We start from the raw sequence: 24,149 nt of genomic DNA, 5'->3' as shown, positions 1-24,149 counted from the left end.
ACCAGACCCGCATGAGCGAACCGCTGTATCTCGCACCACGCCTGGAGCCGCGGCTTGCGTCGCTGCTGGACTCACCCGCCTTCCTCCACCCCCTCGTCACCGCCCTGGGCTCGCCGCTCAACCTCGTGCTGCCGGACCAGATCGCCGACAACGTGCGCGCCTTCCGCGCCGTGTACGCCCGGCACCGGCTCGGCGGCCGGGTCCTCTACGCCCACAAGGCGAACCGCTCCAGCGCGCTGCTGCGCCGGCTCGCCGCGACCGGCCCGGCCGCCGCCGTCGGCGTGGACGTGGCGTCGCTCGGCGAGCTCCAGCACGCGCTCGGCGCCGGCCTGACCCCGGACCGGATCGTCGCGACCGGCCCCAAGGACCCCGACTACCTGTGGCTCGCCGCCCGTACCGGGGTCACCGTCGCCGTGGACTCACCCGCCGAACTGACCTCGCTGGCCCGGCTGGTGGAGCGGTTCGGGCTGCCGCGCGTGCCCGTCCTGCCGAGGCTCTCCGACTTCGCCGCGCCCGGCACCCGCGTCCTCACCCGGCGCAGCCGCTTCGGCACCCCGGCCGCCGACGCCGGGCCGCTGCTCGACCTGGTGGAGAAGCACGGCGACAGCGTCGACCTCACCGGCGTGTCCTACCACCTGGACACCATGGGGCTCGCCGAGAAGGCCGCCGCCCTCGACGGCTGCCTGCGCGTCCTGGACGAGGCGCGGCGGCGCGGCCTGCGGCCCCGGTGCGTCGACGTCGGCGGCGGGTTCGGCGTCGACTACCTGGCCGACGGCGCCCAGTGGGAGCGGTACACCACGGAGCTGACCCGCGCCCTGCTGGGCCGCCGCCCCCCGCTCACCTGGGAGGGCCACGGCTACGGTCTGCGCGGCGAGAACGGCACCCTGCGCGGCACGTTGAGCGTCTACCCGGCCCACCGCCCCGTCGCCGGGCCCCGCTACCTGGACGAACTGCTCGCCCAGACCGCCCCGTCGCTGGGCCGCCCGCTGGCCACGCTGCTCCTGGAGAACCTGTACGACCTGCACACCGAGCCCGGCCGCGCCCTCACCGACCAGTGCGGCCTCACCCTGGCGAGGGTGCTGGAGGTCCGCGTCACGGCGGCCGGGGAGCGGCTGGTGCGGCTCGCGGCGAACGCACGCGACATCGGCCTGGAGGACCACGGGCTGCTCCTCGACCCCGTGCTGGTCCCGGCGGCCCCGCGGCCGGAGGGGAACGGCGGCCCGCCGGCCGGGTCCGGGGTCGCGGCCGGGTCCGGGGACGCAGCCGGGTCCGGGGCCGGGGCGGGGGTCGGGGTGTACCTCCTGGGCAACCTGTGCCTGGAGTCCGACCTGATCACCCGCCGCCTGGTGCACCTGGCGCACGAGCCGCGCCCCGGCGACCTGCTGGCCTTCGCCAACACCGCCGGGTACTTCATGGACTTCACCGCCGACCACGCCCTGCACCAGCCCATCGCCCGCAAGGTCGCCGTCCACCGGGAGGGCGACACCGGGCCGTGGAGCTGGTGCCTCGACGAACAGTACTGGCCGCACCTGACCGCGGGGGACGACGCATGAGGTACGAGCACATCACCGACGCCATCGGCGACACCCCCCTCGTCCGGATAGCCCCCGAGGTGCACGGGCTGCGCCACATCGACCTGTACGCCAAGCTGGAGATGCTCAACCCGTTCGGCTCCGTCAAGGACCGCGCGGCCTGGCGGATGGCGCGCCCGCACCTGGAGGACGCCCGGCGGCACGGCCGTACCGTCGTCGAGCTGTCCAGCGGCAACACCGCCAAGGCGCTCGCCGTCATCGCCGGCGTGCACGGACTGCCGTTCCGCAGCGTCACCAACCGGATGAAGGTCCCCGAGATCAAGGACCTGCTGCTCCTGCTGGGCGCCGAGATCGAGGAGCTGCCCGGCCAGGCCGAGTGCCTCGACCCGACCGCCACCGAGGACCCGCTCACCCGCATCCACCGGATGCTCACCGAGGACGACGGCCGCTACCTCCACACCGACCAGTACTACAACCCGGCCAACGCCGAGGCCCACGCCTCCGGCACCGGTCCGGAGATCATCAAGGACCTGGGCGGGACGGCGCCCGACTGGTTCGTGGCGTGCGTGGGCACGGCCGGGTCGTCCACCGGCGCCGCCCGCGCGCTGCGCGCCCACGACCCGGACATCCGCGTGGTCGGACTGGTCGCGCAGAAGGGCGACTTCGTGCCCGGCATCCGGGACATCGACGAGGTCCACGAGGTCGGCCTGTTCGACCCGGAGACCTACGACGCGCTGGAGGCGGTCTCCGCCGACGAGGCCATCGACGGCATGCTGACGCTCGTGCGGCGCTGCGGCATCCTCGGCGGGCCGACCGGCGGCGCCGCCTACTTCGGGGCCGTGCGCCATCTGCGCGAGCGGGACGCCGAGCTGGCGCGGGCCGGGGACGGGCGGCGCGGCACGGCCGTGTTCATCGTCTGCGACCGCGTCGAGAGCTACATGAGCTACGTGCGGCAGCGCCGCCCCGAGCTGCTGCGCCGCCCGCCCCGGCCCAACTCCCCCGCCACGGTGACGCCGCGCGAGCTGGCGGAGGTGCGCTCCGTCGGGGTCGAGGAGGCACGGGCGTGGATCGCGGCGGAGCGGCCCCTCGTGGTCGACCTGCGCGGGTCCTTCGCCTTCGAGGCGCTGCACATCGAGGGGTCCGTCAACATCGTGGACGAGCTGTTCGAGGAGCTGCTGCACGGCGGGCCGCCCTTCGGCAGGTCCCAGCCGGTGCTGCTGGTCTGCCCCGTCGGCGAGAAGTCCGCCACGTACGCGGCGCTGCTCGCCCGCATGGGCCACCGGGACGTGCGCAGCCTCGCCGGCGGGGTGATCGCCTGGCGGGACGCGGGCGCGCCGATGGTGCGGGACTGAGGGGGCGGCCGATGCGTACCACCTCCGTGACGGGCACCGCGCCGGCCGCCGGGCTGCGCGCGTGGCAGGAGCCGCTGCGCGAGCAGTTCCCCATCGTGACCGGCCACCCCGACCTGGCCTATCTGGACAGCGCGGCCACCGCGCAGAAGCCACGGGCGGTGCTGGACGCCGTGCACGCCTATCTGACGGGGTGCAACGCCAACGCCGGGCGCGGCACCTACACCTGGGCGAACCGGACGACGGCGCTGATCGAGGAGACCCGCGAGCGGGTCAAGGCCTTCCTGGGCGACCCGGAGCCGGACCGCTCCGCCGTGTGGTTCACCGGCGGGACGACGGAGGGCCTGCGGACCGTCGCGCGGGACTGGCTGGTGCGGGAGCTGGCCGACGGCGACGAGATCGCGGTGCCGTTCGCCGACCACGAGGCCAACCACCTGCCGTGGCTGGAGGCGCGGGACCTGCTGGCCGAGCGGGGCGTGCGGATCACCGTGCACCCCCTGCCGTACCAGCGGGACTCGCGCGACTACGACATGGAGGCGCTGGCGGCGCTGGCCGCGTCCGCCGGGGAGCGGCTGCGGTTCGTGGCGGTGACCCACGTCCACCACGTGTACGGGGCCGACATGAACGTGCACCGGGTGCGGCAGGCCGTCGGGCCGGACGCGGTGCTGTGCCTGGACGCCGCGCAGAGCGTGGGCCACCTGCCGGTGGACCTCGGGGCGCTGGACGTCGACTTCCTGGTGTTCTCCGGGCACAAGGCGATGGCGCTGCCGGGGACCGGCGTGGTGTGGGCGCGCGGGCGGCGGGGCGGCCCCTTCCGGCCGGGCGGCTGGCACGGCACGCCCAACACGGCCGGGATCGTCAGCCTGCGGGCCGCGCTGGACTGGCTCGACGCGGCGGGCCCGGACCGCATCGAGGAGTGGACGGTCGGGCTCGGCGTACGCCTGACGGACGGGCTGAGCCGGCTCGGCGCGTACGAGGTGCTGGGCTGCCCGCTCAGCCTGGAGGCCGGCTCGCCGGTGCAGCGCCGACAGGGCCTGGTGACGTTCCGGCACCGCGCGGTCGGCGCCAACGACCTGGGGTTCGTGTTGGCCGCGCACGGGCTGCTGGTGCGGGCCGACGGCCTGTGCCAGGCCCGCGCGGGCGAGAGCGACGCCTCGGTACGCGTGAGCGTGCACGTCTACAACACGCCCGAGGAGATCGACCGGCTCCTCGGTGTGCTGTCCGACCTGGCCGGTGACCGGCCCGGCGGGCGGCGATAGCACGATGAGCAAGGGAGCACGAGGGGACGATGTCTCAAGGAGTGATGTCGCGTCGGCTGACGCCCGAGCGGGCGGGTGAGTGGATCCGCCGGTGGGACCTCCAGCAGGAGCGGTACGCCTGTGACCGGGAAGCGCGCTTCACGGTCATCGCCGACGTGGTGGAGACGGCGGTGGCGGGCGTGCCCCGGCCCCTCGTCGCCGACCTCGGCTGCGGCCCCGGCTCGCTGGCGGCCCGGCTGGCCGGGCGGCTGCCGCACGCCGAGGTGGTCGGTGTGGACACCGACCCGCTGCTGCTGGCGCTGGGCCGGGCGCACCACGGGGCGCACGTGCGGTTCGCCGACGTGACGATCGGGGCGCCCGGCTGGCTGGAGGGGCTGGACCTGGGCCGGCCGCTGGACGCGGTGGTGTCCGCGACGGCCCTGCACTACCTGCCGGAGCCGGCGCTGCTGTCGGTGTACGAGCAGGTGCGGGAGTCGCTGCGGCCGGGCGGCGTCCTCGTCAACGGCGACCACCTCTTCCAGGAGGACCCGGCGGTGGCCGCGCTCGCCGAGGTGGTGGGGCGCCGCCACGCCGAGCGGCACGGGGCCGACGCCGCCGAGGACTGGCGGGGCTGGTGGGAGGCGGCGTCGGCCGCGCCCGAACTGGCCGGGCCGCTCGCGGAACGGGCCCGGCGCGGCCCCGGCGCGGGCGGCGACAACGGGCTGACCCTCCAGCGCCACGTCCGGCTCCTGCACATGGCGGGCTTCGAGGCGGCGGGGCCCGTCTGGCAGTACGGCCCGAGCTGCGTGCTGGTGGCGGTGCGGGGGGACTGAGCGCGCGGGGGGGCGCGCGGGGGCGGGATGCGGGTGCGGGGCGGCGCGCGGGCGTCGCGGGGCGGGGTGTGTGGGGCGACGGGTGCGCGAGTCCCGTGGGGCGGCGCGCCCGCGCGGGCGGGTGCGGGGCGGGGCGCGCGGGCGGGCGGGTGCGAGGCGGGGCGGGGTGCGCGGGCGGGCTGATGCGGGGACGTCGGGGCGGGGTGACGGGACATGTGGCGCGGGCCGCGCGGGCCGCGGGCCCCGTACCGGTCCGGGCGGTCAGCCCGCCGGGCGCGCCCCGGCGCTCTCGGGGCCCCTCTCCCGGTCGCCCCGGCCGGGCGGGGCCTGCGTGCGGCGCCGCCCGGCCCGCACCACCAGGTCGCGGACCCCGTCCACGGCCGGCTGCGTCCAGCGGGCGGTGAACGGGCCGGCCATGACGAGGATCAGCACGTACGCGGTGGTCAGCGGGCCGATCCTCGGCTCGGCCCCGGCCGCCAGCCCCGCGACGACCACCGAGAACTCGCCGCGCGCCACGAGCGCCCCGCCCGCCCGCAGCCGGCCGCGCCGCCCCACCCCGGCGCGCCCGGCCGCGTACCAGCCGGTGGCCAGCTTGGTGAGCGCGGTGACGGCGGCGAGGAGCAGCGCCGGCAGCAGCACGGGCGGGATGTCCGCGGGCACGGTGGACAGGCCGAAGAACAGGAAGAACACCGCCGCGAACAGGTCGCGCAGCGGCGCGAGGGTGCGGCGGGCGCCCTCCGCCACCTCCCCGGACAGGGCGATGCCGACGAGGAACGCGCCGACGGCGGCGGACACCTGGAGCCGCTGGGCGACCCCGGCGACCAGGACGGTCACGCCGAGGACCATGAGGAGCAGCATCTCCGGGTTGTCGGAGGAGACGGCGCGGCTGATGTGGCGCCCGTGGCGAAGCGCCAGGTAGAGCACGACGGAGACCGTGCCGAGGGAGAGCAGCAGGGTCACGCTGCCGCCCGCGAGGCCCACCCCGGCGAGCAGGACGGTGAGCAGGGGCAGGTAGAGGGCCATCGACAGGTCCTCCATGACGAGGAGGCCCAGGACGACGGGGGTCTCCCGGTTGCCGAGCCGCCCGAGGTCGGTGAGAATCTTGGCGACGACGCCGGACGACGACACCCAGGTGATCCCCGCGAGGGCGAACGCGGCGACCGGCCCCCAGCCGAGCAGGAGGGCGGCGGCGGCGCCGGGCAGGGCGTTGAGGACGAGGTCGACGACGCCCGCGGGGTACTGGGTGCGCAGGCTGCCGACGAGTTCGCCGGCGCTGTACTCCAGGCCGAGCAGGAGCAGCAGCAGGATCACGCCGATCTCGGCGCCCACCGCCACGAAGTCGGCGCTCGCGTGGAGCGGGACGAGTCCGCCCTCGCCGACGGCCAGGCCCGCGAGGAGGTAGAGCGGGATCGGGGAGAGCCCGACCCGTTCGGCGACGCGGCCGACGAGTCCGAGCACGAGGATGACGGCCCCGAGTTCGATGAGGAGCCCCGTGGTGTCGTGCACGATCACCCCCCGGCTGCGCCGGGCGGGAGGGTGCGGCACGTACCCATGGCGGCACCTCCGTGGCGGGACGGGCGGGGAACGGGAACGGGGACGGGGTGGGGTGGGGGATGGCGGTGGAGCGGCGGGGACGGGGTGGGGCGAGGGGCCTCACCTTACCAACACATGCCGCTTATGCCCTATATGTACGCATGCCGTGATCCGGCCGCCGCCGACGCCTCCGGCGCGTCCGATCCGTACAAGACCGGCGCGGTCGGCGGCCGTAGGGTGCCCGCATGACCGTGACACCCCGTTTCGACGCGATCGGCCTGGTCGTCTCCGACGGCCTGGACGTCCCGCCCGAGGCCGACTCGGCGCCGCACGCGGAGGCCGTACTGCCCGGCGGCCTGCGGATGATGTGGGACACCGAGGAGGCGGTGCGCGCCTACACCGACCTGGACGACGCCCCCGCCGGCGACCGGACGGCGCTCGCCTTCCGCTGCGCCGCCCCGGCGGAGGTCGACGCCCTGTACGGGGACCTGGTGGCGGCCGGGTACCGGGGCCACCGGGCGCCGTGGGACGCCCCGTGGGGCCAGCGCTACGCGGTGGTCCTCGACCCGGACGGTCGCGGGGTGGACCTCTTCGCCGACGCCTAGGACGGCGGACGGGCCGGCGCGGGTCCGCGGGCGTGGGCCGGCCCGCGGGCCGGCGCCGGGGCGGTGGTGCCCCCGGACGCGCGGGCGGGCGCGTGGGCCGTGACGTGGGCCGTGAGGGTACGGCCCGTCAGGGCGCGGCTGTCGCGCGCCAGGTGCGCCTGGTCGGTGTAGCCCGCCAGGGCGGCGGCCGACGCGAACGGGGTCCCGGCCCGTACCAGGGCCAGGGCGCGCCGGAGGCGGAGGATGCGGGCGAGCGTCTTCGGCCCGTAGCCGAAGGCGTCCAGGGAGCGCCGGTGCAGCTGCCGGACGCCCAGCCCCACCGCGTCGGCCGTGGCGGCGACGCTCCACCCGGCGTCCAGCCGGGCGGCGACGGCGCGCGCCAACGGGTCGGGCCGGCCCGCCCGCGCCGCGAGGCACAGGGCCGCCTCCTCCAGCGCCGCCGGGGGCGCCCCGGCCGCGGCGATCCGGCCGGCCAGGCGGCGCACGCGGGCGGCGGGCCACAGGTCGGCCAGGTCCACGCGGCGGTCGCGCAGTTCGTGCGCCGGTACGCCGAGCAGGGCGGGCGCGCCGCCGGGCGCGAACCGGACGCCCGCCCACGCCGCCGCCGGGTCTCCGGGGGCGTGCGCGCGTGTGTCGGGCCCCGCGACGAGGAGCCGCCCCGCGCTCCACAGCAGGTCCATGCAGCCGTCGGGGAGGACCGGTCCGGGCTCGGCACCGGAGCGGGCCCCGTCCACCGTCCAGACGACGGCCCCGTCCAGCCGGGAGGGCCGCTCCCGGTAGCGGGGGCTCAGCCCCCGCCCCCGCCGCCGTACCGCCGCCCGGCGGGCCCGTCGCCGCGGTGGTCGGCCCGGTCGCCGCCGTCGCTCCGGTCGCCGCGGCCGCTCCGGTCGGACGGGGCGCCGTGCGGACCGCGGGGCGCGGCCTCTCCCGCGTGCGGCCCGGCGGGCCCCCGGTAGACGTACGGTCCGGCCGGGCCCCGGCCGCCGCTCCGTCCGGCCGGACCCTCGTCCCCGGAGGACCCGGAGGACCCGGCGGGCCCTCCGGGGTCGTGCCTCTCGCCGTCCCGCCCGGCACGGCCCTCTGCGCCCGGCCCGTTCCCGGGCGGTTCCGGGTCGGCGGGCCGCTCGGAAGGACGCCGGCCGGGGTCTGGCCGCTCGGGGGCGGGGCGGTCGGAGGCGGGGCGGTCGGAAGCCGGCCGCTCGGAGGCCGGCCGGTCCTGGGCGGCCGGGGCCTCCGGGGTGGCCGGCCGGTCCTGGGCGGCCGGGTCCTCCGAGGCGGCCGGGCGGTCCGGGGCGGCCGGGCGGTCCTTGGGGCGGCGGTCCTTCTCCGCCTTCTCCCACTGGAGGCGGGCCCGTATGTCGTCCGGCGGCAGGAAGCGCGACCAGCGCTCCGGGAACTCCGAGGGCATGTCCGGGTCGCCGCCCGCCTGCGCGCGGGCGACCAGCGCGGCGGCCTCGGCGGCGCGCACGCGCTCCGTCTCGGCGCGGGCGGCGGCGGTGGCGACGGACGGCCAGACCCGGTCGATGGCCGCGTTGACCGCGGCGCCCACGAGCACCGCGAACGCGGAGATGCCGATCCACAGCAGGACGGCGATGGGCGCCGCGAGGGAGCCGTAGATGGTGGGGCCCTCGACCGTCTGCGTGAGGTAGATCCGCAGCACGAAGCTGCCCAGCACCCACATGCCGAGCGCCACCAGCGCGCCGGGCACGTCCTCGACCCACGGCGACCGGACCGGTACGGAGACGTGGTAGAGCGTCGTCAGGAACGCCACCGACAGCAGGATGACCACCGGCCAGTACAGCACCGACACCACTTCCGTGCCGAACGGCACCACCTCCACCACCCGGTCCGGGCCGACGACGGCCAGCGGCAGGACGACCGCGCCGATCACCAGGGCGACCAGGTAGAGCAGGAAGGCGAGGAGCCGGGTGGCGACGATGCCGCGGTGCCCGTCGAGGCCGTACATCACGGTGATCGTGTCGATGAAGACGTTCACCGCGCGCGACCCCGACCACAGCGCGATGGCGAAGCCGATGGAGATGACGTCGGGCCTGCCGCCCCTCGTCACGTCCTCCAGCAGGGGCCGGGCGATCTCGTTGACGCCCCGGTCGGAGAGGACCGTGCCGACGGCGGCGAGGATGTTCTTCTCGATGGACGCGACGGTCGTCGTGTCCGTCCAGTCGTCGATGTAGCCGAGCAGGCCCAGCAGCCCGAGCATCAGCGGCGGCAGCGACAGCAGCGTGAAGAACGCGGCCTCGGCGGCGAGGCCGAGGATCCGGTACTCGATGCACGAGTTCACCGTGTCCTTCAGGAGGAGCCAGGCCAGCTTCCGCTTCGAGACGTTGCGGTAGAGGACCCGGGCGCGGTGGAGCCGTCCGGAGGGCGCGGCGCGGTCCGCCCCCTGCCCCCCGCGGCTCCCCGGGTCCCGGGGTCCTGGGGTGCCCGGCGGTCCCGCGGGTCCCCCGGCCGGATCGGGTGTTTCCTTCGCTGCCTGCACCTCCTTACCGTATCCGCATGGCAGCCACCACCCACACCGTGACCAACCAGCCGCCGCCCCTGGTCGGGTACGACGTGTTCCGCGCGGACCGGGCCCTGGCCGAGGCGGTGGAACGACACCTTCCGCCCGACCTGCGGGAGGAGGCCGCGCGGGAGCTGTCCGGGCTGGGCACCACCGCGGGCTCGGTGCAGGCCCAGTCCTGGGGCGCCCTCGCCAACGAGTTCCCGCCGCGGCTGCGCACCCACGACCGGTACGGCAACCGCGTCGACGAGGTCGACTTCCACCCCGCCTGGCACCGGCTCCTCGGGCACGCCGTCACCTCCGGGCTGACCGGCGCCTGGGGCCGCTCCGGCGGGCACGTGCGGCGCGCGGCCGGCTTCGTCGTCTGGTCGCAGACGGAGGCGGGGCACGGCTGCCCGCTGTCGATGACCCACGCGGCCGTGCCCGCGCTGCGCACCGACCCGGAGCTGGCCGCCGTGTGGGAGCCGAAGCTCACGTCCAGGGTGTACGAGGGCGAGGAGCTGCTGCCGCCGGCGCGGAAGGCGGGCGCCCTCCTCGGGATGGGCATGACGGAGAAGCAGGGCGGCAGCGACGTCCGCGCCAACACGACGGCCGCGAAGCCGCTGGACGCCGCCGGGGAGTACCTGCTGACGGGCCACAAGTGGTTCTGCTCGGCGCCCATGTCGGACGGCTTCCTGGTGCTGGCGCAGGCGCCGGGCGGCCTCACCTGCTTCCTGGTGCCGAGGGTCCTGGACGACGGCACCCGCAACGTCTTCCGCATCCAGCGCCTCAAGGACAAGCTCGGCAACCGCTCGAACGCCTCCGCCGAGGTGGAGTTCGACGGAACGTGGGCGCGCCGGGTCGGCGAGGAGGGGCGCGGGGTGCCCACCATCATCGAGATGGTCGCCGCGACCCGCCTGGACTGCGTGCTCGGCTCGGCCGCGCTGATGCGGCAGGCGGTCGCGCAGGCCGTGCACCACACCACGTACCGCGGCGCGTTCGGCGGGGTGCTCGCCGACAAGCCGCTGATGCGCAACGTCCTGGCCGACCTCGCCCTGGAGTCGGAGGCGGCGACGGTCCTCGGGATGCGGCTGGCGGCGGCGTACGACGCGGTGGAGTCGGGCGGCCGGGCCGCTGGCGGGGGCGCCGCGGAGTCCGAGCGGGCCCTGCTGCGGCTCGCCGTGCCGGCCGCGAAGTACTGGGTGACCAAGCGGTGCACCCCGATGGTCGCCGAGGCGCTGGAGTGCCTGGGCGGCAACGGCTACGTGGAGGAGTCGGGCATGCCCCGGCTGCTGCGGGAGTCGCCGCTCAACTCCATCTGGGAGGGCTCCGGGAACGTGCAGGCGCTGGACGTGCTGCGGGCGCTGCGGCGGGAGCCGGGCGCGCTCGACGCGTACCTGCGGGAGGTGGGGCTCGCGCGCGGCGCGGACCACCGGCTGGACGCGGCCGTCAAGGGGCTGCTGACGGAACTGGCCGACCTGGACGGCATCGAGGCGCGGGCGCGGCGCCTGGTGGAGCGGATGGCGCTGGTGCTCCAGGGGTCGCTGCTGGTGCGGTGGGCGCCGCCGGAGGTCGCCGACGCCTTCTGCGCGTCCCGGCTGGGGGGCGACGGGGGCGCGGCGTTCGGGACGCTGCCGCACACGCTGGACCTGCGCGCGATCGTGGACCGCGCCCGGCCGGGCGAGGCGCCGGGGGCGTAGGGCGGGGCGGACGGCCGGGACGCGGGGCGGGGCGGGGCGGACGGCCGGGGGCTGAGGGCCGGGCCGGGTGTACGGCCGGGGGCTGAGGGCCGGGCCGGGTGTACGGCCGGGGCGCGGCGCGCGGCGCCCGGGGAGCCGAACGGGCGCGGGGCACCGGCCGGCACCCCGCGCCCGGAGCGACGCGGCCGGGATGGTGCTGCGCCGACACGGCACCATCCCGTCGCGTACCGGCGAACCGGTACGGGGCCACTCTCGTACGGGTCCGGGGGCCCGTGCCAGAGTTGCAGGGGGTTGCAGCCGTGGCGCGTTCTGTACGGCGGCCGTCCGGGCTGTTGTTCGGACGGGGGATGATGGGGGCCGTTGGGGAACGGGGAGGGCTGGCCCGGTGCGGAGCACCACGATCGACATCACCCGGCTCGCCGCGATGGACTCGCGTGAGGCGGCGCTGCTGCTCAAGGAGGTCAGGGACGCGGCGCTGCGGGGACGACCGGCGTCGCTCGCGCCGCGCGCCGACATCGAGGCGTCGTGGCGCCGGATGCTGCGCGAGGGCGTCGACCCCGACCGCGACCGCCGCTCCGGGCTGCTGTCGCCCGCCGAGCTGGAGGAGCGGCGGGCCCGTTCGCCCCTCGTGGCGCTGCTGCCCGTGCTGCGGGAGGGGCTGATGTCGCTGCCCGGCGCGGACTCCGACGCGGTGCGGCACATCATGGTCGTCGCGGACGCCGAGGGGCGGGTGCTGTGGCGGGAGGGCCACGCGTCGGTGCTGCGGATGGCGGACGGGCACGGCTTCGAGCCGGGCGCGGACTGGCGGGAGTCGACGGTCGGCACCAACGGCGTGGGCACGGCGCTGGTGGCGCGGCGGCCCGTGCAGGTCCACTCGGCGGAGCACTTCGTCTCCACCCACCACACCTGGACGTGCGCGGGCGCCCCCGTCACGGACCCCCGCGACGGGCGGCTGATGGGGGTCGTCGACGTGAGCGGCCCGGTGACGACGATGCACCCGGCGACCCTGCTGCTGGTCGGTTCGGTGGCGCGGCTGGCCGAGGCGGAGCTGCGCAACCGGCACCTGGCGGGCCTCGCCCGGCTGCGGGCCGTCGCGGCGCCGCTGCTGTGCCGCGTCGGGGGCCGGGCGCTCGCGGTGGACGGCCACGGATGGACGGCGGCGGTGCACGGGCTCGCCCCGGTGGACCGGGTGCCGCTGCCCGCGTCGCTGGGCGCGGGCCGGGTGTGGCTGCCGACCCTGGGCGAGTGCGCCGTGGAGCCGCTGCCGGGCGGCTGGCTGCTGCGCCCCCTGGACGGCGCGGGTCCGGGCGCGGACGCCGCCGACGCCGCCGCCCGGCTGGTGCTGGACGTGAGCCGCCCGCGTGACTGGACGGTGCGGGTGTCGGGCGCGGTCGGCTGCTGGGAGCGGGAACTGAGCCCGCGCCACGCGGAGTTGCTGTACGTGCTGGCCGTGCGCCGGGACGGCCGTACGGCGGCGGAGCTGGCGGCGGACGTGTTCGGCGACCCGACGCGGACGGTGACCGTGCGGGCGGAGATGTCCCGGATACGGCGCACCCTGGGCGGAGTGCTGGCGCACCGCCCGTACCGGTTCCGCGACGAGGTGGAGGTGGAGCTGGTCGCGCCGGACGACCCGGCGGACCTGCTCCCGCACTCCGCGGCCCCGGCGGTGCGGGAGGCCCGGCACGCGGCGGACGGCGGGCGCCGCGCCCCCGGCCCCGGCCTGAACCGGGGCTGAGGCGCGCCTGGGACCGGTCCGTGGACCTGCGCGACCGCACCGCCTTCGCCACCGGGCACCTCGCGGGCCCGGGACCGGACCTCTGCCTGGGCCCTCGCGGGGGTGGACCGGGGCGGCCGGCCCCCGCCGGGCCGGACGGGCGGACCGGCCGGTGCCAGGCCGGCGGACCGGTGCCGGACCGGCCGACCGGTGCCGGGCCGGCCGACCGGCCGCGGCGACCGGAACGGCCGGGCCGACCGGGCGCCGGCGGGCGACCGGGTGGGTCAGCCGGCGGCCGGCCACTCCAGGGGCTTCTTGTAGAAGCCGCGCGTGACCTCCACCGCCGCGGCCTTCTCCCCCTCGGGGACGAGGAAGGCCTTGCAGATCTCCGCCGACTGGCCGGGCGCGAGCTTCCGCTCGGTGTCGGGCGCGGGGCAGTCGGGCCACTTCGCCTCGCCGAGGAGGACGATGAGCGCCCGGGTGCGCGTGCCCTTGTCGGTGCGGACGACCAGGTCGCCGTCCATGTCGCCGACCTCCATGGGCGTGCCGCTCTTGTGGGTCACCTTGGTCCAGACGTAGACGGGGACCTTCGGCCCGCCCTCGTCGTCCTTCTTCAGGCCCGAGCCGTCCATGTCGGCCTTGGTGCCGGTCTTCACCCGGAGCGGGGTGAGGGTGTACTTGGCGTCCTTGGACGCCTGCATGTCGCTCTCCACCTCCGGGCTCTCCTCGCCCAGGCGGTACGTCGTCCTCTCGTCCTCGCCCCCGGAGCCCCCTCCGGAGCCGGACGCCGAGCCCGATGCCGAGCCGGACGCCGACGAGCCACCGCCCTTGCCGTCGGCCTTCGACGAGCCGCCGTCGCAGCCCGCCGCCGTCAGGACGACCGCCAGAGCGCCCGCCGCGGCCACCGCGCGTGTCCACGCAGCCATGTGTTCCTCGCTTTCCCCGTTGCGCCGGTCCGGGCGGCGCACGCCGCACGGCCGGTTCCGTACGGCGGGAGATCCTGTCAGACCCGCCGCGCCGCCTTCCCGGCGGGTACGGGCCGGGACCGGTTCGCGCCGGTTCACGGGCCTGCCCGCCCCCAGGGCGAGACGGAATCCCAGCATCCGGACACCTCGGACCACCACACCCCCCAGCCCGGACCGCGCCCGACGGCCGGACGGCGGGCCGCGGGGGCGGCGGCCCCGGGCCCGCGCACCCGCCGCCGGGAAGATCGTGCTGGCCAGGGGCGTGCGGGCCGTGGTTCCCTGGCCGTCATGAGCCACATCGACGTCACCACCTGGTACCTGGAGCAGACCTCCCCCGACGACCTGCGGCCCGCCGCCGCGCCGGAGGGGGACGTGCGGATCGTCCGCGCCGAGGTGCCCTCGCCCGAGTTCAGCCGGTTCCTCTACTCCGCGGTCGGGGGCGACGTGTCGTGGGTGGACCGGCTCGGACTGACGTACGCGCAGTGGCGGGAGATCCTGGACCGCCCGGGCGTCGAGACGTGGGTGGCGTACGAGAAGGGGACGCCGGCCGGCTTCATCGAGCTGCACGCCCAGGACGAGGGCGTCGTGGAGATCATGTACTTCGGGCTGGTCCCCGCGTTCCGCGGGCGGCGCATCGGCGGTCACCTGCTGTCGTACGGCACCGCGCGGGCCTGGGACCTGGCCGACCGCTGGCCGGGCCGCACGCCCACCAAGCGGGTGCTGCTGAACACCTGCTCCCTCGACGGCGAGCACGCACTCCCCAACTACGAGCGGCGCGGCTTCCGCCTCTACGACACGCGCGTCGCGCCCAAGCCGGCCGTCGAGACACCGGGGCCCTGGCCGGGCGCCTTCGCCTGACCGGGCAGGCCCCGGAGCGCCCCGCGGCCGGGGGTGGCCGGGGGGCGGCCCGCAGGGCGCCGCGCGAGGACGCGGCGGGGCGGGGCGCGGGCCGGGCGCGCGCCCCGCCGGGGCGGAAGCGGGAAGGTGCCCGCCCGATGACCCGTGAAACGTGACCGGCACCACAGTCGTCCATCATGTGGGACAGTTCCGTCCGCGATGCGGACGAAGGTGGACTGAGTCCAAACTCCCATGCCAGGCTTCCGTCATGTCTCGAGCTGGAATTGCCTTGGTGAGTCGGCGGCACGTCGACCTCGGCCGCATGTCCAGCGCCATGTGTCCGGCGAGCTGAGCGAACCAGCACCGCCGCGTTCCCCGATCTTCTGTACCCACCGCGCAATGTCGCGCAGGAGCCCTGCCCTGCGCGACATTGTGCAGGTCAGAGCCGCCCTCCTGCAGTCCCGAAGGACGTATAGCCATGGCCGCCACCCCGGAGAAGCCCACCCCCGCCGCACCCCGCCGCAAGGCGGGCCGCCACCGCGGCGAGGGCCAGTGGGCCAGGGGCCACTTCACGCCCCTGAACGGCAATGAGCAGTTCAAGAAGGACGATGACGGTCTCAATGTGCGGACACGCATTGAGACGATCTACTCGAAGGCCGGATTCGACTCCATCGACCCCAACGACCTGCGCGGGCGCATGCGCTGGTGGGGCCTGTACACCCAGCGCAAGCCGGGGATCGACGGCGGCAAGACGGCCGTACTGGCCCCGGAGGAGCTGGACGACGAGTTCTTCATGCTGCGCGTCCGCATCGACGGCGGCCGTCTGACGACGCGTCAGCTGCGTGTGATCGGCGAGATCTCCGAGGAGTTCGCCCGGGGCACCGCCGACATCACCGACCGGCAGAACATCCAGTACCACTGGATCCGCATCGAGGACGTCCCCGAGATCTGGCGCCGCCTCGAAGAGGTCGGCCTCTCCACCACCGAGGCGTGCGGCGACACCCCGCGCGTCATCATCGGCTCCCCGGTGGCCGGGATCGCCGAGGACGAGATCGTGGACGGCACGCCCGCCATCGAGGAGATCCACCGCCGGGTCATCGGCAACAGCGAGTTCTCCAACCTCCCCCGCAAGTTCAAGGCCGCCGTCTCCGGTTCGCCGCTGCTCGACGTGGCGCACGAGATCAACGACGTGGCGTTCGTCGGCGTGGAGCACCCCGAGCACGGGCCCGGCTTCGACCTGTGGGTGGGCGGCGGACTGTCCACCAACCCGAAGATCGGCGTACGGCTCGGCGCGTGGGTCCCGCTCGACGAGGTCCCGGACGTCTTCACCGGTGTCATCTCGATCTTCCGCGACTACGGCTACCGGCGGCTGCGCAACCGCGCCCGCCTGAAGTTCCTCGTCGCCGACTGGGGCGCCGAGAAGTTCCGCCGGGTGCTGGAGGACGAGTACCTGAAGCGCGAGCTGGTCGACGGCCCCGCCCCCGCGCAGCCCGTCCGGCGGTGGCGCGACCACGTGGGCGTCCACCGCCAGAAGGACGGCCGCTTCTACGTGGGCTTCGCCCCGCGCGTCGGCCGCGTCGACGGCGCCACCCTCACCAAGATCGCCGAGGTGGCGGAGGCGCACGGCTCCGGCCGGGTCCGCACCACCGTCGAGCAGAAGATGGTGGTCCTCGACGTCGAGGAGGCCCAGGTCCCCTCGCTGGTCGCCGCGCTGGAGGCGCTCGACCTGCGGGTGAACCCGTCGCCGTTCCGGCGCGGCACCATGGCCTGCACCGGCATCGAGTTCTGCAAGCTGGCCATCGTCGAGACGAAGGCACGCGGTTCCTCCCTCATCGACGAGCTGGAGCGCCGCCTGCCCGACTTCGACGAGCCCGTCACGATCAACCTCAACGGCTGCCCCAACGCCTGCGCCCGCATCCAGGTGGCGGACATCGGCCTCAAGGGCCAGCTCGTCCTGGACGACGAGGGCCGCCAGGTCGAGGGGTACCAGGTGCACCTCGGCGGCGCGCTCGGCCTGGAGGCCGGCTTCGGCCGCAAGGTGCGCGGACTGAAGGTCACCTCCGCCGAACTGCCCGACTACATCGAGCGCGTCCTCACCCGCTACCGCGCGGAGCGCGAGGACGGCGAGCGCTTCGCCACCTGGGCGGCCCGCGCGAGCGAGGAGGCCCTGTCGTGAGTGAGCGTGCCGCGCCGTTCCACTGCCCGTACTGCGGCGACGAGGACCTGCGTCCGGGCGAGCAGGGCCACGGCGCATGGGAGTGCGCCGCGTGCAACCGCGCCTTCCAGCTGAGGTTCCTGGGCCTGCTGGCCCGGGGCCTTCAGCGCCACGACAGCGGAGGGGACCCGACATGACCGACACGGAGACCGTCGCCGGAACCGGCGGGACGGCCGGCGCAACGACCGGCGGGGAGAGCGACGACGAGCTGAGGGCCCTCGCCGAGCGCGCCGGCCGCGAGCTGGAGGACGCCTCGGCGCTCGACATCCTGAAGTGGGCCGCCGGCACCTTCGGCGACCGCTTCTGCGTCACCTCCTCCATGGAGGACGCCGTCGTCGCCCACCTGGCGTCGCGCGCCCTCCCCGGCGTGGACGTGGTGTTCCTCGACACCGGCTACCACTTCCCCGAGACGATCGGCACGCGCGACGCGGTCGCCGCCGTGATGGACGTCAACGTCATCACGCTGACGCCGCGCCAGACCGTCGCCGAGCAGGACGCCGAGCACGGCCCGAGGCTCCACGACCGGGACCCCGACCTGTGCTGCGCGCTGCGCAAGGTCAAGCCCCTCGAGGAGGGCCTGACCCGGTACGCGGCCTGGGCGACCGGGCTGCGCCGCGACGAGTCCCCGACGCGGGCGAACACCCCCGTCGTCGGCTGGGACGAGCGGCGCCGCAAGGTCAAGGTCTCCCCCATCGCCCGGTGGACGCGGGAAGACGTCGACGCGTACGTCGCGGAGCACGGCGTCCTCACCAACCCGCTGCTGATGGACGGTTACGCCTCCGTCGGCTGCGCCCCCTGCACGCGCCGCGTGCTGGAGGGCGAGGACGCGCGCGCCGGCCGCTGGGCGGGCCGCGCCAAGACCGAATGCGGGCTGCACGCATGACGAACGACCACTCTTCGCAGGAGAAGCAGGAGAAGCACGTGACTGGGGCCACCATCTGGCTCACCGGTCTGCCGAGCGCCGGCAAGACCACCATCGCGTACGAGCTGGCGGGCCGGCTGCGCGCCGAGGGCCACCGCGTGGAGGTGCTCGACGGCGACGAGATCCGCGAGTTCCTCTCGGCGGGCCTCGGCTTCGGCCGCGAGGACCGGCACACCAACGTGCAGCGCATCGGCTTCGTCGCCGAGCTGCTCGCGTCGAACGGCGTCAAGGTCCTCGTACCCGTCATCGCCCCGTACGCCGACAGCCGCGAGGCCGTCCGGAGGCGCCACCAGAAGGAGGGCACGGCGTACCTGGAGGTGCACGTGGCGACCCCGGTCGAGGTGTGCTCCGAGCGCGATGTGAAGGGGCTGTACGCCAAGCAGGCCGCCGGCGAGATCAGCGGCCTGACGGGGGTCGACGACCCGTACGAGGAGCCGGAGGAGCCGGACCTGCGGATCGAGTCCCACCGGCAGACGGTGGAGGAGTCCGCGCGGGCGCTGCACGCGCTGCTGACCGAGAGGGGCCTGGCGTGACCACGACCATCAAGGCGACGGAGGAGCAGCAGGACAGCCCGTTCGCGCTGTCCCACCTCGACGCTCTGGAGTCGGAGGCCGTCCACATCTTCCGCGAGGTGGCGGGCGAGTTCGAGCGGCCGGTGATCCTCTTCTCCGGCGGCAAGGACTCCATCGTGATGCTGCACCTGGCGCTGAAGGCGTTCGCGCCCGCGCCGGTGCCGTTCACGCTGCTGCACGTGGACACCGGCCACAACTTCCCCGAGGTCATCGAGTACCGCGACCGCACGGTGGCCCGGCACGGGCTGCGGCTGCACGTGGCGTCCGTCCAGGACTACATCGACCGGGGGGTGCTCAGGGAGCGCCCCGACGGCACCCGCAACCCGCTCCAGACCGTGCCGCTGACCGAGGCGATCCAGCGGCACCGCTTCGACGCGGTGTTCGGCGGCGGGCGGCGCGACGAGGAGAAGGCCCGCGCCAAGGAGCGGGTCTTCTCGCTGCGCGACGAGTTCTCCCAGTGGGACCCGCGCCGCCAGCGGCCCGAGCTGTGGCAGCTCTACAACGGGCGGCACGCGCCCGGCGAGCACGTGCGGGTGTTCCCGCTGTCCAACTGGACCGAGCTGGACGTGTGGCAGTACATCGCCCGCGAGGGCATCGAGCTGCCGGAGATCTACTTCGCGCACGAGCGGGAGGTGTTCTCCCGCAGCGGCATGTGGCTGACGGCCGGCGACTGGGGCGGCCCCAAGGAGGGCGAGACCGTGGAGAAGCGGCTCATCCGCTACCGCACGGTCGGCGACATGTCCTGCACCGGGGCCGTGGACTCCGACGCCACCACGCTCGACGCCGTGATCGCCGAGATCGCCGCGTCCCGGCTGACCGAGCGGGGCGCCACCCGCGCCGACGACAAGCTGTCCGAGGCCGCGATGGAAGACCGCAAGCGCGAAGGGTACTTCTAGAGATGTCCAGCACCACCGCCGCCGAGCAGCTCTCGGCCACCACCCTGCTGCGCTTCGCGACCGCCGGGTCCGTCGACGACGGCAAGTCCACCCTCGTGGGCCGGCTGCTGCACGACTCCAAGTCGGTACTCACCGACCAGCTGGAGGCCGTCGAGCACGCCTCCCGCTCGCGCGGCCAGGAGGCGCCCGACCTGGCGCTGCTGACGGACGGCCTGCGGGCCGAGCGGGAGCAGGGCATCACCATCGACGTGGCGTACCGCTACTTCGCCACGGCCCGGCGCCGGTTCATCCTCGCCGACACCCCCGGCCACGTGCAGTACACGCGGAACATGGTGACCGGCGCGTCCACCGCCGAGCTGACCGTGATCCTCGTCGACGCCCGCAACGGCGTCGTCGAGCAGACCCGCCGGCACGCCGCGATCGCCGCGCTGCTGCGCGTCCCGCACGTCGTGCTCGCGGTCAACAAGATGGACCTCGTCGGGTACGAGGAGGGCGTGTTCGCCCGGATCGCCGAGGAGTTCACGGCGTACGCGACGGAGCTGGGCGTCCCCGAGGTGACGGCCATCCCGATCTCCGCGCTCGCCGGGGACAACGTGGTGGAGCCGTCCGCGACGATGGACTGGTACGGCGGCCCGACGGTGCTGGAGCACCTGGAGACCGTGCCCGTCAGCCACGACCTGACCGGATGCCACGCGCGGCTGCCCGTCCAGTACGTGATCCGCCCGCAGACCGCCGAGCACCCGGACTACCGGGGGTACGCGGGGCAGATCGCGGCCGGCACGTTCCGCGTCGGCCAGGAGGTGACCGTACTGCCGTCGGGGCGCACCTCGCGGATCTCCGGCATCGACCTGCTGGGCACCGCGGTCGACATCGCGTGGACGCCGCAGTCCGTGACCCTCCTGCTGGAGGACGACATCGACATCTCGCGCGGCGACCTGATCGTGCCGTCCGGGGACGCCCCGGCGACCAGCCAGGACGTCGAGGCGACCGTCTGCCACGTGGCGGACCGGCCGCTCACCGTGGGGCAGCGGGTGCTGCTGAAGCACACGACCCGCACGGTGAAGGCGATCGTCAAGGAGATCCCGTCGCGGCTCACCCTGGACGACCTGTCCCAGCACGCGGAGCCGGGAGAGCTGGTCGCCAACGACATCGGCACCGTCCGGGTGCGCACGGCGGAGCCGCTCGCGCTGGACGCCTACGCCGACTCGCGCCGCACCGGATCGTTCCTGCTGATCGACCCGGCGGACGGCACCACCCTGGCGGCGGGCATGGCGGGCGAGTCGTTCGCCACGGAGCGGCCGGCCGGCCCGGCCGCCGGCGCCGACGACGCGGGCTGGGACTTCTGATGCCCACCGGCCGTGCGGTGCTCGACGCCTTCGCGACCTTCGCGAAGGAAGGCGGCCGCGTCGGCGGCGGGCGCGTCGGCGCCGGCACCGGGGGTGTCGCGCGATGTGCCCGATGACCCCGCGCCCGACGACCCGCCGCCCGCTCGCCCGCCGCGCCGGCACCGCCGCCGGCCGTACCGGCGACCGCGCCGGCGGCAGCGCCCGCAGCCGTACCCGAAGAAGACCGCCCACCGCCGCCCGCCCGGCCGCGCCGCCCCTCCCGTACGGGGGGTAGCGGCCGGGCCGACGAGAGGAACCTCCCGTGCCTGCCGCCCCCCGCCCGCGATCCGCACCGCGCGGACGCCTCGCCCTCGCCGCGGTCCTGCCGCTGCTCCTGGCGGCGCTGGTCTCCTGCGGCTACGGCTCGCAGGCGGTGGAGAACCGGGCGAAGGTGGTACCCCAGGGGCCGAAGCTCTCGGCGGACACCGTCCGCGTCGGGTACTTCGCGAACCTCACCCACGGCACGGCCCTCGTCGGCGACCGGGAGGGCTTCTTCCAGCGGGAGCTGCGCGGCACGCGGCTGCGGACGGCGACCTTCAACGCCGGCCCGTCCGCCGTGGAGGCGCTCAACGCCGGCTCGGTCGACATCGCGTACCTCGGCCCCTCCCCCGCACTCAACGGCTACACCCGCTCCGGCGGGAAGAACCTGCGGATCGTCGGCGGCGCCGCGTCCGGCGGCGTCCGGCTGGTCGTGAACCCGGAGCGGGTGAAGGACCTCGCGGACGTCAGGGGCAAGCGCATCGCCACCCCGCAGCTCGGCAACACCCAGGACGTGGCGTTCCTCCACTGGGCCGCGGAGCGGGGCTGGAAGGTGGACCCGCAGAGCGGCAAGGGCGACGTCTCCGTGCTCCGGGTCGACAACAAGATCCTGCCCGACGCCTACCGGTCCGGCTCCGTCGACGGGGCGTGGGCGCCCGAGCCGACCGCGTCGAAGCTGATCGCCGAGGGCGCGAAACCGCTCCTGGACGAGGCGTCGCTGTGGCCCGGCGGACGGTTCGTCATCACCAACATCGCGGTCGCGCAGCCCTTCCTGGAGCGCCACCCGGACGTGGTCGAGGCGGTGCTGCGCGGATCGCTGAAGGCCAACGCGTGGATCACCGCCCACCCCGGGCAGGCGAAGGCCGCCACGAACGCCCGGATCAAGGAGCTCACCGGCAAGGCGCTGCCCGCCGAGGTCATCGACTCGGCCTGGCCGACGATCCGGTTCCTCGACGACCCGCTGGCCGGGACGCTGCGCGAGCAGGCCCGCCACGCGGAGGCCGCCGGGCTGCTGAAGGAGCCCCGGCTGGACGGGATCTACGACCTGCGGCCGCTGAACCGGGTCCTCGCCGCACTGGGGCGGGCGCCCGTCGAGGACGCCGGGCTCGGTGTCCGGTGAACCGCCGCCGGCCGCACGGGTCCCCTGCACCCCACCCGCCCCACCCGTCCCGTCAGTCCGTCAGACCAGCTCCCAGGAGGTGACGACCATGGCCCTCACGATCGGTACGACGGCGCCCCGCGCCGAGGACCGCACGGCGGTCGCGTACGCCGCGCGGATCGAGCGCGTCTCGAAGTCCTTCGCCGGCCCCGCCGGACAGCAGCTCGTCCTCGACGACATCAGCCTCGATGTCGCGCCGGGCGAGTTCGTCACGCTCCTCGGGGCGTCCGGCTGCGGCAAGTCGACCCTGCTCAACCTGGTGGCCGGGCTCGACCGCCCGTCGTCCGGCACGATCGCCACGGACGGCCGCCCGGCCCTGATGTTCCAGGAGCACGCGCTGTTCCCCTGGCTGACGGCCGGCAGGAACGTCGAGCTGGCGCTGCGGCTGCGCGGCGTGCCCAAGGCCGACCGGCGCGGTGAGGCCGAGCGGCTGCTCGAACTGGTCCGGCTGGGCGGCGCGTACGGCAAGCGCGTCCACGAGCTGTCCGGCGGGATGCGGCAGCGCGTCGCCATGGCGCGGGCGCTCGCCCAGGACAGCCGGCTGCTGCTGATGGACGAGCCGTTCGCCGCGCTCGACGCCATCACCCGCGACGTGCTGCACGACGAGCTGACCCGCATCTGGCACGAGACGGGCCTGTCGGTGCTGTTCGTCACCCACAACGTGCGCGAGGCCGTGCGGCTCGCGCAGCGGGTGGTGCTGCTGTCGTCCCGGCCGGGCCGGATCGCCCGCGAGTGGACGGTCGGGCTGCCGCAGCCGCGCCGCATCGAGGACGCCGCGGTGGCGGAACTGTCCCTGGAGATCACGGAACAACTGCGGGGGGAGATCCGCCGACATGGGCAGCACTGACGCGAGGGCCGGTGTGAGGTCCGGCACGGGGCAGGGCCGGGAGCCGGGGCAGGGCGGGGACCGGGAGCCCGAGAAGCCGGGGCGGGGGCCGGGGCCGAACGAGGCCACCGGCACCGCCGGCACCGAAGTGTCCGGCGGGGCCGGGGGGTCCGGCGGGGCCGGGGGGTCCGGCGGGGGCACGGGGTCCGGCGGGGCCGGGGGGGCCGGCGGGGGCAGGGGGTCCGGCGGGGCCGACGACCTCGCGGGACTGGAGGCCGGGCTCGACGCGCTGGACGCCGTCGAGACCCGCCGGACGCCGCTGCGCGAGACCCTGGTGCGGAAGGTGCTGCCGCCCGTCGTGGCGGTCGCCCTCGTCCTCGCCGTGTGGCAGATCCTGGTGTCTGCCGAGGTCACCGACGCGTACAAACTCCCCGCGCCGTCCGCGGTGTGGGACAGCCTGTCCGAGATGTGGCTGCAGGGGACGCTGTTCGGCGTGATGTGGACCAGTGTGTCCCGCGCCCTGCTCGGCTTCGTGCTGGCCCTCGCCATCGGTACGCCGCTGGGCCTGCTCGTCGCCCGTGTGAAGGTCGTACGAGCCGCCATCGGCCCCGTCCTGTCGGGCCTGCAGTCCCTGCCGTCCGTCGCCTGGGTGCCGCCCGCGGTGCTGTGGCTGGGCCTCAACGACCGGATGATGTTCGCCGTGATCCTGCTCGGCGCCGTGCCCTCCATCGCCAACGGCCTGGTCGCCGGGGTCGACCAGGTGCCGCCGCTCTTCCTGCGCGCGGGTCGCACCCTCGGCGCGACCGGGCTGCGCGGCGCCTGGCACATCGTCATGCCGGCCGCGCTCCCCGGCTACCTGGCGGGCCTCAAGCAGGGGTGGGCGTTCTCCTGGCGGTCCCTGATGGCGGCCGAGATCATCGCGTCGTCGCCGGAGCTGGGCCTGGGCCTGGGCCAGCTCCTGGACAACGGCCGCAGCAACGCGGACATGCCGGGGATCTTCCTGGCGATCCTGCTGATCCTGCTCGTCGGCATCGCCGTCGACCTGCTGGTCTTCAGCCCGCTGGAGCGCGCGGTGCTGCGCCGGCGCGGACTGCTGGGCAGGGGCTGAGCGCC

The 24,149-nt window shown here is 75.5% G+C and carries 21 protein-coding genes and 1 pseudogene; 18 read left to right on the top strand and 4 right to left on the bottom strand.

Annotated elements, in window-relative coordinates; translation table 11 throughout:
• Positions 1 to 11 precede the first annotated feature (11 nt).
• From CP974_RS25160 to CP974_RS25145, 4 genes are read left to right on the top strand one after another with little or no spacing between them, the layout of a single operon-like run.
• Positions 12 to 1,553 carry an alanine racemase gene (locus CP974_RS25160; RefSeq protein ID WP_031135690.1) on the top strand — a complete coding sequence of 514 codons (1,542 nt, stop codon included), beginning with the start codon at positions 12 to 14 and terminating at the stop codon, positions 1,551 to 1,553.
• Positions 1,550 to 2,884, top strand: coding sequence for a pyridoxal-phosphate dependent enzyme (locus CP974_RS25155; RefSeq protein WP_031135688.1), 1,335 nt, complete (start codon positions 1,550 to 1,552; stop codon positions 2,882 to 2,884). Before CP974_RS25160 ends, CP974_RS25155 begins: the two co-directional genes overlap by 4 nt.
• Positions 2,885 to 2,895: 11 nt before the next feature.
• A complete protein-coding gene (locus CP974_RS25150) occupies positions 2,896 to 4,140 on the top strand; it encodes an aminotransferase class V-fold PLP-dependent enzyme (RefSeq protein WP_031135686.1) in 1,245 nt (414 codons plus the stop codon).
• Positions 4,141 to 4,184: 44 nt separating this feature from the next.
• Positions 4,185 to 4,952 (top strand): class I SAM-dependent methyltransferase, encoded by a 768-nt coding sequence (locus CP974_RS25145; protein WP_031135684.1) that lies wholly within the window; start codon positions 4,185 to 4,187, stop codon positions 4,950 to 4,952.
• 261 nt (positions 4,953 to 5,213) lie between these two features.
• Here CP974_RS25145 and CP974_RS25140 read toward each other — a convergent pair whose 3' ends face one another.
• Positions 5,214 to 6,458: a cation:proton antiporter gene (locus CP974_RS25140; RefSeq protein ID WP_051840178.1), complete on the bottom strand. Its 1,245-nt coding sequence runs from the start codon at positions 6,456 to 6,458 to the stop codon at positions 5,214 to 5,216.
• A 278-nt stretch (positions 6,459 to 6,736) separates the two neighbouring features.
• Between CP974_RS25140 and CP974_RS25135 the strand changes: the two genes are divergently transcribed.
• Positions 6,737 to 7,090, top strand: a complete 354-nt coding sequence (locus CP974_RS25135) for a VOC family protein (RefSeq protein ID WP_031135123.1) — start codon at positions 6,737 to 6,739, stop codon at positions 7,088 to 7,090.
• On the opposite strand, the gene CP974_RS25130 is transcribed toward CP974_RS25135, so the two are convergent.
• Both CP974_RS25130 and CP974_RS25125 read right to left on the bottom strand, forming a co-directional pair.
• The gene (locus tag CP974_RS25130; RefSeq protein ID WP_051839875.1) at positions 7,087 to 7,881 is read right to left on the bottom strand and encodes a helix-turn-helix domain-containing protein; all 795 of its coding nucleotides are present in this window, start codon (positions 7,879 to 7,881) and stop codon (positions 7,087 to 7,089) included. The genes CP974_RS25135 and CP974_RS25130 overlap by 4 nt on opposite strands.
• A gap of 544 nt (positions 7,882 to 8,425) precedes the next feature.
• A pseudogene (locus CP974_RS25125) lies at positions 8,426 to 9,416 on the bottom strand (YihY/virulence factor BrkB family protein); the annotation flags it as partial.
• Positions 9,417 to 9,604: 188 nt separating this feature from the next.
• On the opposite strand from CP974_RS25125, the gene CP974_RS25120 reads away from it, so the two are divergent.
• The gene (locus tag CP974_RS25120; protein WP_031135129.1) at positions 9,605 to 11,287 is read left to right on the top strand and encodes an acyl-CoA dehydrogenase family protein; all 1,683 of its coding nucleotides are present in this window, start codon (positions 9,605 to 9,607) and stop codon (positions 11,285 to 11,287) included.
• A 385-nt stretch (positions 11,288 to 11,672) separates the two neighbouring features.
• Positions 11,673 to 13,022, top strand: a complete 1,350-nt coding sequence (locus tag CP974_RS25115) for a GAF domain-containing protein (RefSeq protein WP_037938981.1) — start codon at positions 11,673 to 11,675, stop codon at positions 13,020 to 13,022.
• A 263-nt stretch (positions 13,023 to 13,285) separates the two neighbouring features.
• Here CP974_RS25115 and CP974_RS25110 read toward each other — a convergent pair whose 3' ends face one another.
• Positions 13,286 to 13,927, bottom strand: coding sequence for a hypothetical protein (locus CP974_RS25110; RefSeq protein WP_031135133.1), 642 nt, complete (start codon positions 13,925 to 13,927; stop codon positions 13,286 to 13,288).
• A 327-nt stretch (positions 13,928 to 14,254) separates the two neighbouring features.
• Here CP974_RS25110 and CP974_RS25105 point away from each other — a divergent pair, with 327 nt between their 5' ends.
• From CP974_RS25105 to CP974_RS25050, 11 genes are all read left to right on the top strand, one after another.
• Positions 14,255 to 14,824 (top strand): GNAT family N-acetyltransferase, encoded by a 570-nt coding sequence (locus tag CP974_RS25105; protein WP_031135135.1) that lies wholly within the window; start codon positions 14,255 to 14,257, stop codon positions 14,822 to 14,824.
• 247 nt (positions 14,825 to 15,071) lie between these two features.
• Positions 15,072 to 15,155: a putative leader peptide gene (locus CP974_RS30870; protein WP_023590579.1), complete on the top strand. Its 84-nt coding sequence runs from the start codon at positions 15,072 to 15,074 to the stop codon at positions 15,153 to 15,155.
• A 126-nt stretch (positions 15,156 to 15,281) separates the two neighbouring features.
• Positions 15,282 to 16,979: a nitrite/sulfite reductase gene (locus tag CP974_RS25095; RefSeq protein WP_031135137.1), complete on the top strand. Its 1,698-nt coding sequence runs from the start codon at positions 15,282 to 15,284 to the stop codon at positions 16,977 to 16,979.
• On the top strand, positions 16,976 to 17,155 hold the full coding sequence (locus CP974_RS25090; protein ID WP_031135139.1) for a hypothetical protein: 180 nt from the start codon (positions 16,976 to 16,978) through the stop codon (positions 17,153 to 17,155). The genes CP974_RS25095 and CP974_RS25090 overlap by 4 nt, the downstream gene beginning before the upstream one ends.
• On the top strand, positions 17,152 to 17,901 hold the full coding sequence (locus tag CP974_RS25085; RefSeq protein WP_223844403.1) for a phosphoadenylyl-sulfate reductase: 750 nt from the start codon (positions 17,152 to 17,154) through the stop codon (positions 17,899 to 17,901). The genes CP974_RS25090 and CP974_RS25085 overlap by 4 nt, the downstream gene beginning before the upstream one ends.
• Positions 17,883 to 18,473, top strand: coding sequence for an adenylyl-sulfate kinase (gene cysC, locus CP974_RS25080; protein ID WP_373276718.1), 591 nt, complete (start codon positions 17,883 to 17,885; stop codon positions 18,471 to 18,473). The genes CP974_RS25085 and cysC overlap by 19 nt, the downstream gene beginning before the upstream one ends.
• Entirely contained in the window at positions 18,470 to 19,408 is a 939-nt protein-coding gene (gene cysD / locus CP974_RS25075) for a sulfate adenylyltransferase subunit CysD (RefSeq protein ID WP_031135145.1), read from the top strand. The genes cysC and cysD overlap by 4 nt, the downstream gene beginning before the upstream one ends.
• A 2-nt stretch (positions 19,409 to 19,410) precedes the next feature.
• Complete coding sequence (locus CP974_RS25070) at positions 19,411 to 20,754, top strand: sulfate adenylyltransferase subunit 1 (protein WP_031135147.1); 1,344 nt, start codon at positions 19,411 to 19,413, stop codon at positions 20,752 to 20,754.
• Between the two features lie 301 nt (positions 20,755 to 21,055).
• Entirely contained in the window at positions 21,056 to 22,171 is a 1,116-nt protein-coding gene (locus CP974_RS25065; RefSeq protein WP_031135151.1) for an ABC transporter substrate-binding protein, read from the top strand.
• 88 nt (positions 22,172 to 22,259) lie between these two features.
• Complete coding sequence (locus tag CP974_RS25060) at positions 22,260 to 23,057, top strand: ABC transporter ATP-binding protein (protein WP_031135153.1); 798 nt, start codon at positions 22,260 to 22,262, stop codon at positions 23,055 to 23,057.
• Positions 23,044 to 24,144, top strand: coding sequence for an ABC transporter permease (locus CP974_RS25050; RefSeq protein ID WP_223844404.1), 1,101 nt, complete (start codon positions 23,044 to 23,046; stop codon positions 24,142 to 24,144). The genes CP974_RS25060 and CP974_RS25050 overlap by 14 nt, the downstream gene beginning before the upstream one ends.
• Positions 24,145 to 24,149 lie beyond the last annotated feature (5 nt).

Origin of the sequence: Streptomyces fradiae ATCC 10745 = DSM 40063 (genome assembly GCF_008704425.1) — a bacterium.
GTDB lineage: Bacteria > Actinomycetota > Actinomycetes > Streptomycetales > Streptomycetaceae > Streptomyces > Streptomyces fradiae.
Note: the sequence above shows the minus strand (reverse complement) of the source record. Positions and strands in the feature narration are given on the sequence as shown.

Coding starts and splice junctions, on each gene's coding strand:
- CP974_RS25160 (WP_031135690.1), top strand. CDS start 12: ATGAGCGAACCGCTGTATCTCGCACCACGCCTGGAGCCGCGGCTTGCG.
- CP974_RS25155 (WP_031135688.1), top strand. CDS start 1,550: ATGAGGTACGAGCACATCACCGACGCCATCGGCGACACCCCCCTCGTC.
- CP974_RS25150 (WP_031135686.1), top strand. CDS start 2,896: ATGCGTACCACCTCCGTGACGGGCACCGCGCCGGCCGCCGGGCTGCGC.
- CP974_RS25145 (WP_031135684.1), top strand. CDS start 4,185: ATGTCGCGTCGGCTGACGCCCGAGCGGGCGGGTGAGTGGATCCGCCGG.
- CP974_RS25120 (WP_031135129.1), top strand. CDS start 9,605: ATGGCAGCCACCACCCACACCGTGACCAACCAGCCGCCGCCCCTGGTC.
- CP974_RS25110 (WP_031135133.1), bottom strand. CDS start 13,927: ATGGCTGCGTGGACACGCGCGGTGGCCGCGGCGGGCGCTCTGGCGGTC.
- CP974_RS25105 (WP_031135135.1), top strand. CDS start 14,255: ATGAGCCACATCGACGTCACCACCTGGTACCTGGAGCAGACCTCCCCC.
- CP974_RS30870 (WP_023590579.1), top strand. CDS start 15,072: ATGTCTCGAGCTGGAATTGCCTTGGTGAGTCGGCGGCACGTCGACCTC.
- CP974_RS25095 (WP_031135137.1), top strand. CDS start 15,282: ATGGCCGCCACCCCGGAGAAGCCCACCCCCGCCGCACCCCGCCGCAAG.
- CP974_RS25085 (WP_223844403.1), top strand. CDS start 17,152: ATGACCGACACGGAGACCGTCGCCGGAACCGGCGGGACGGCCGGCGCA.
- cysC (WP_373276718.1), top strand. CDS start 17,883: ATGCGGGCTGCACGCATGACGAACGACCACTCTTCGCAGGAGAAGCAG.
- CP974_RS25070 (WP_031135147.1), top strand. CDS start 19,411: ATGTCCAGCACCACCGCCGCCGAGCAGCTCTCGGCCACCACCCTGCTG.
- CP974_RS25060 (WP_031135153.1), top strand. CDS start 22,260: ATGGCCCTCACGATCGGTACGACGGCGCCCCGCGCCGAGGACCGCACG.
- CP974_RS25050 (WP_223844404.1), top strand. CDS start 23,044: ATGGGCAGCACTGACGCGAGGGCCGGTGTGAGGTCCGGCACGGGGCAG.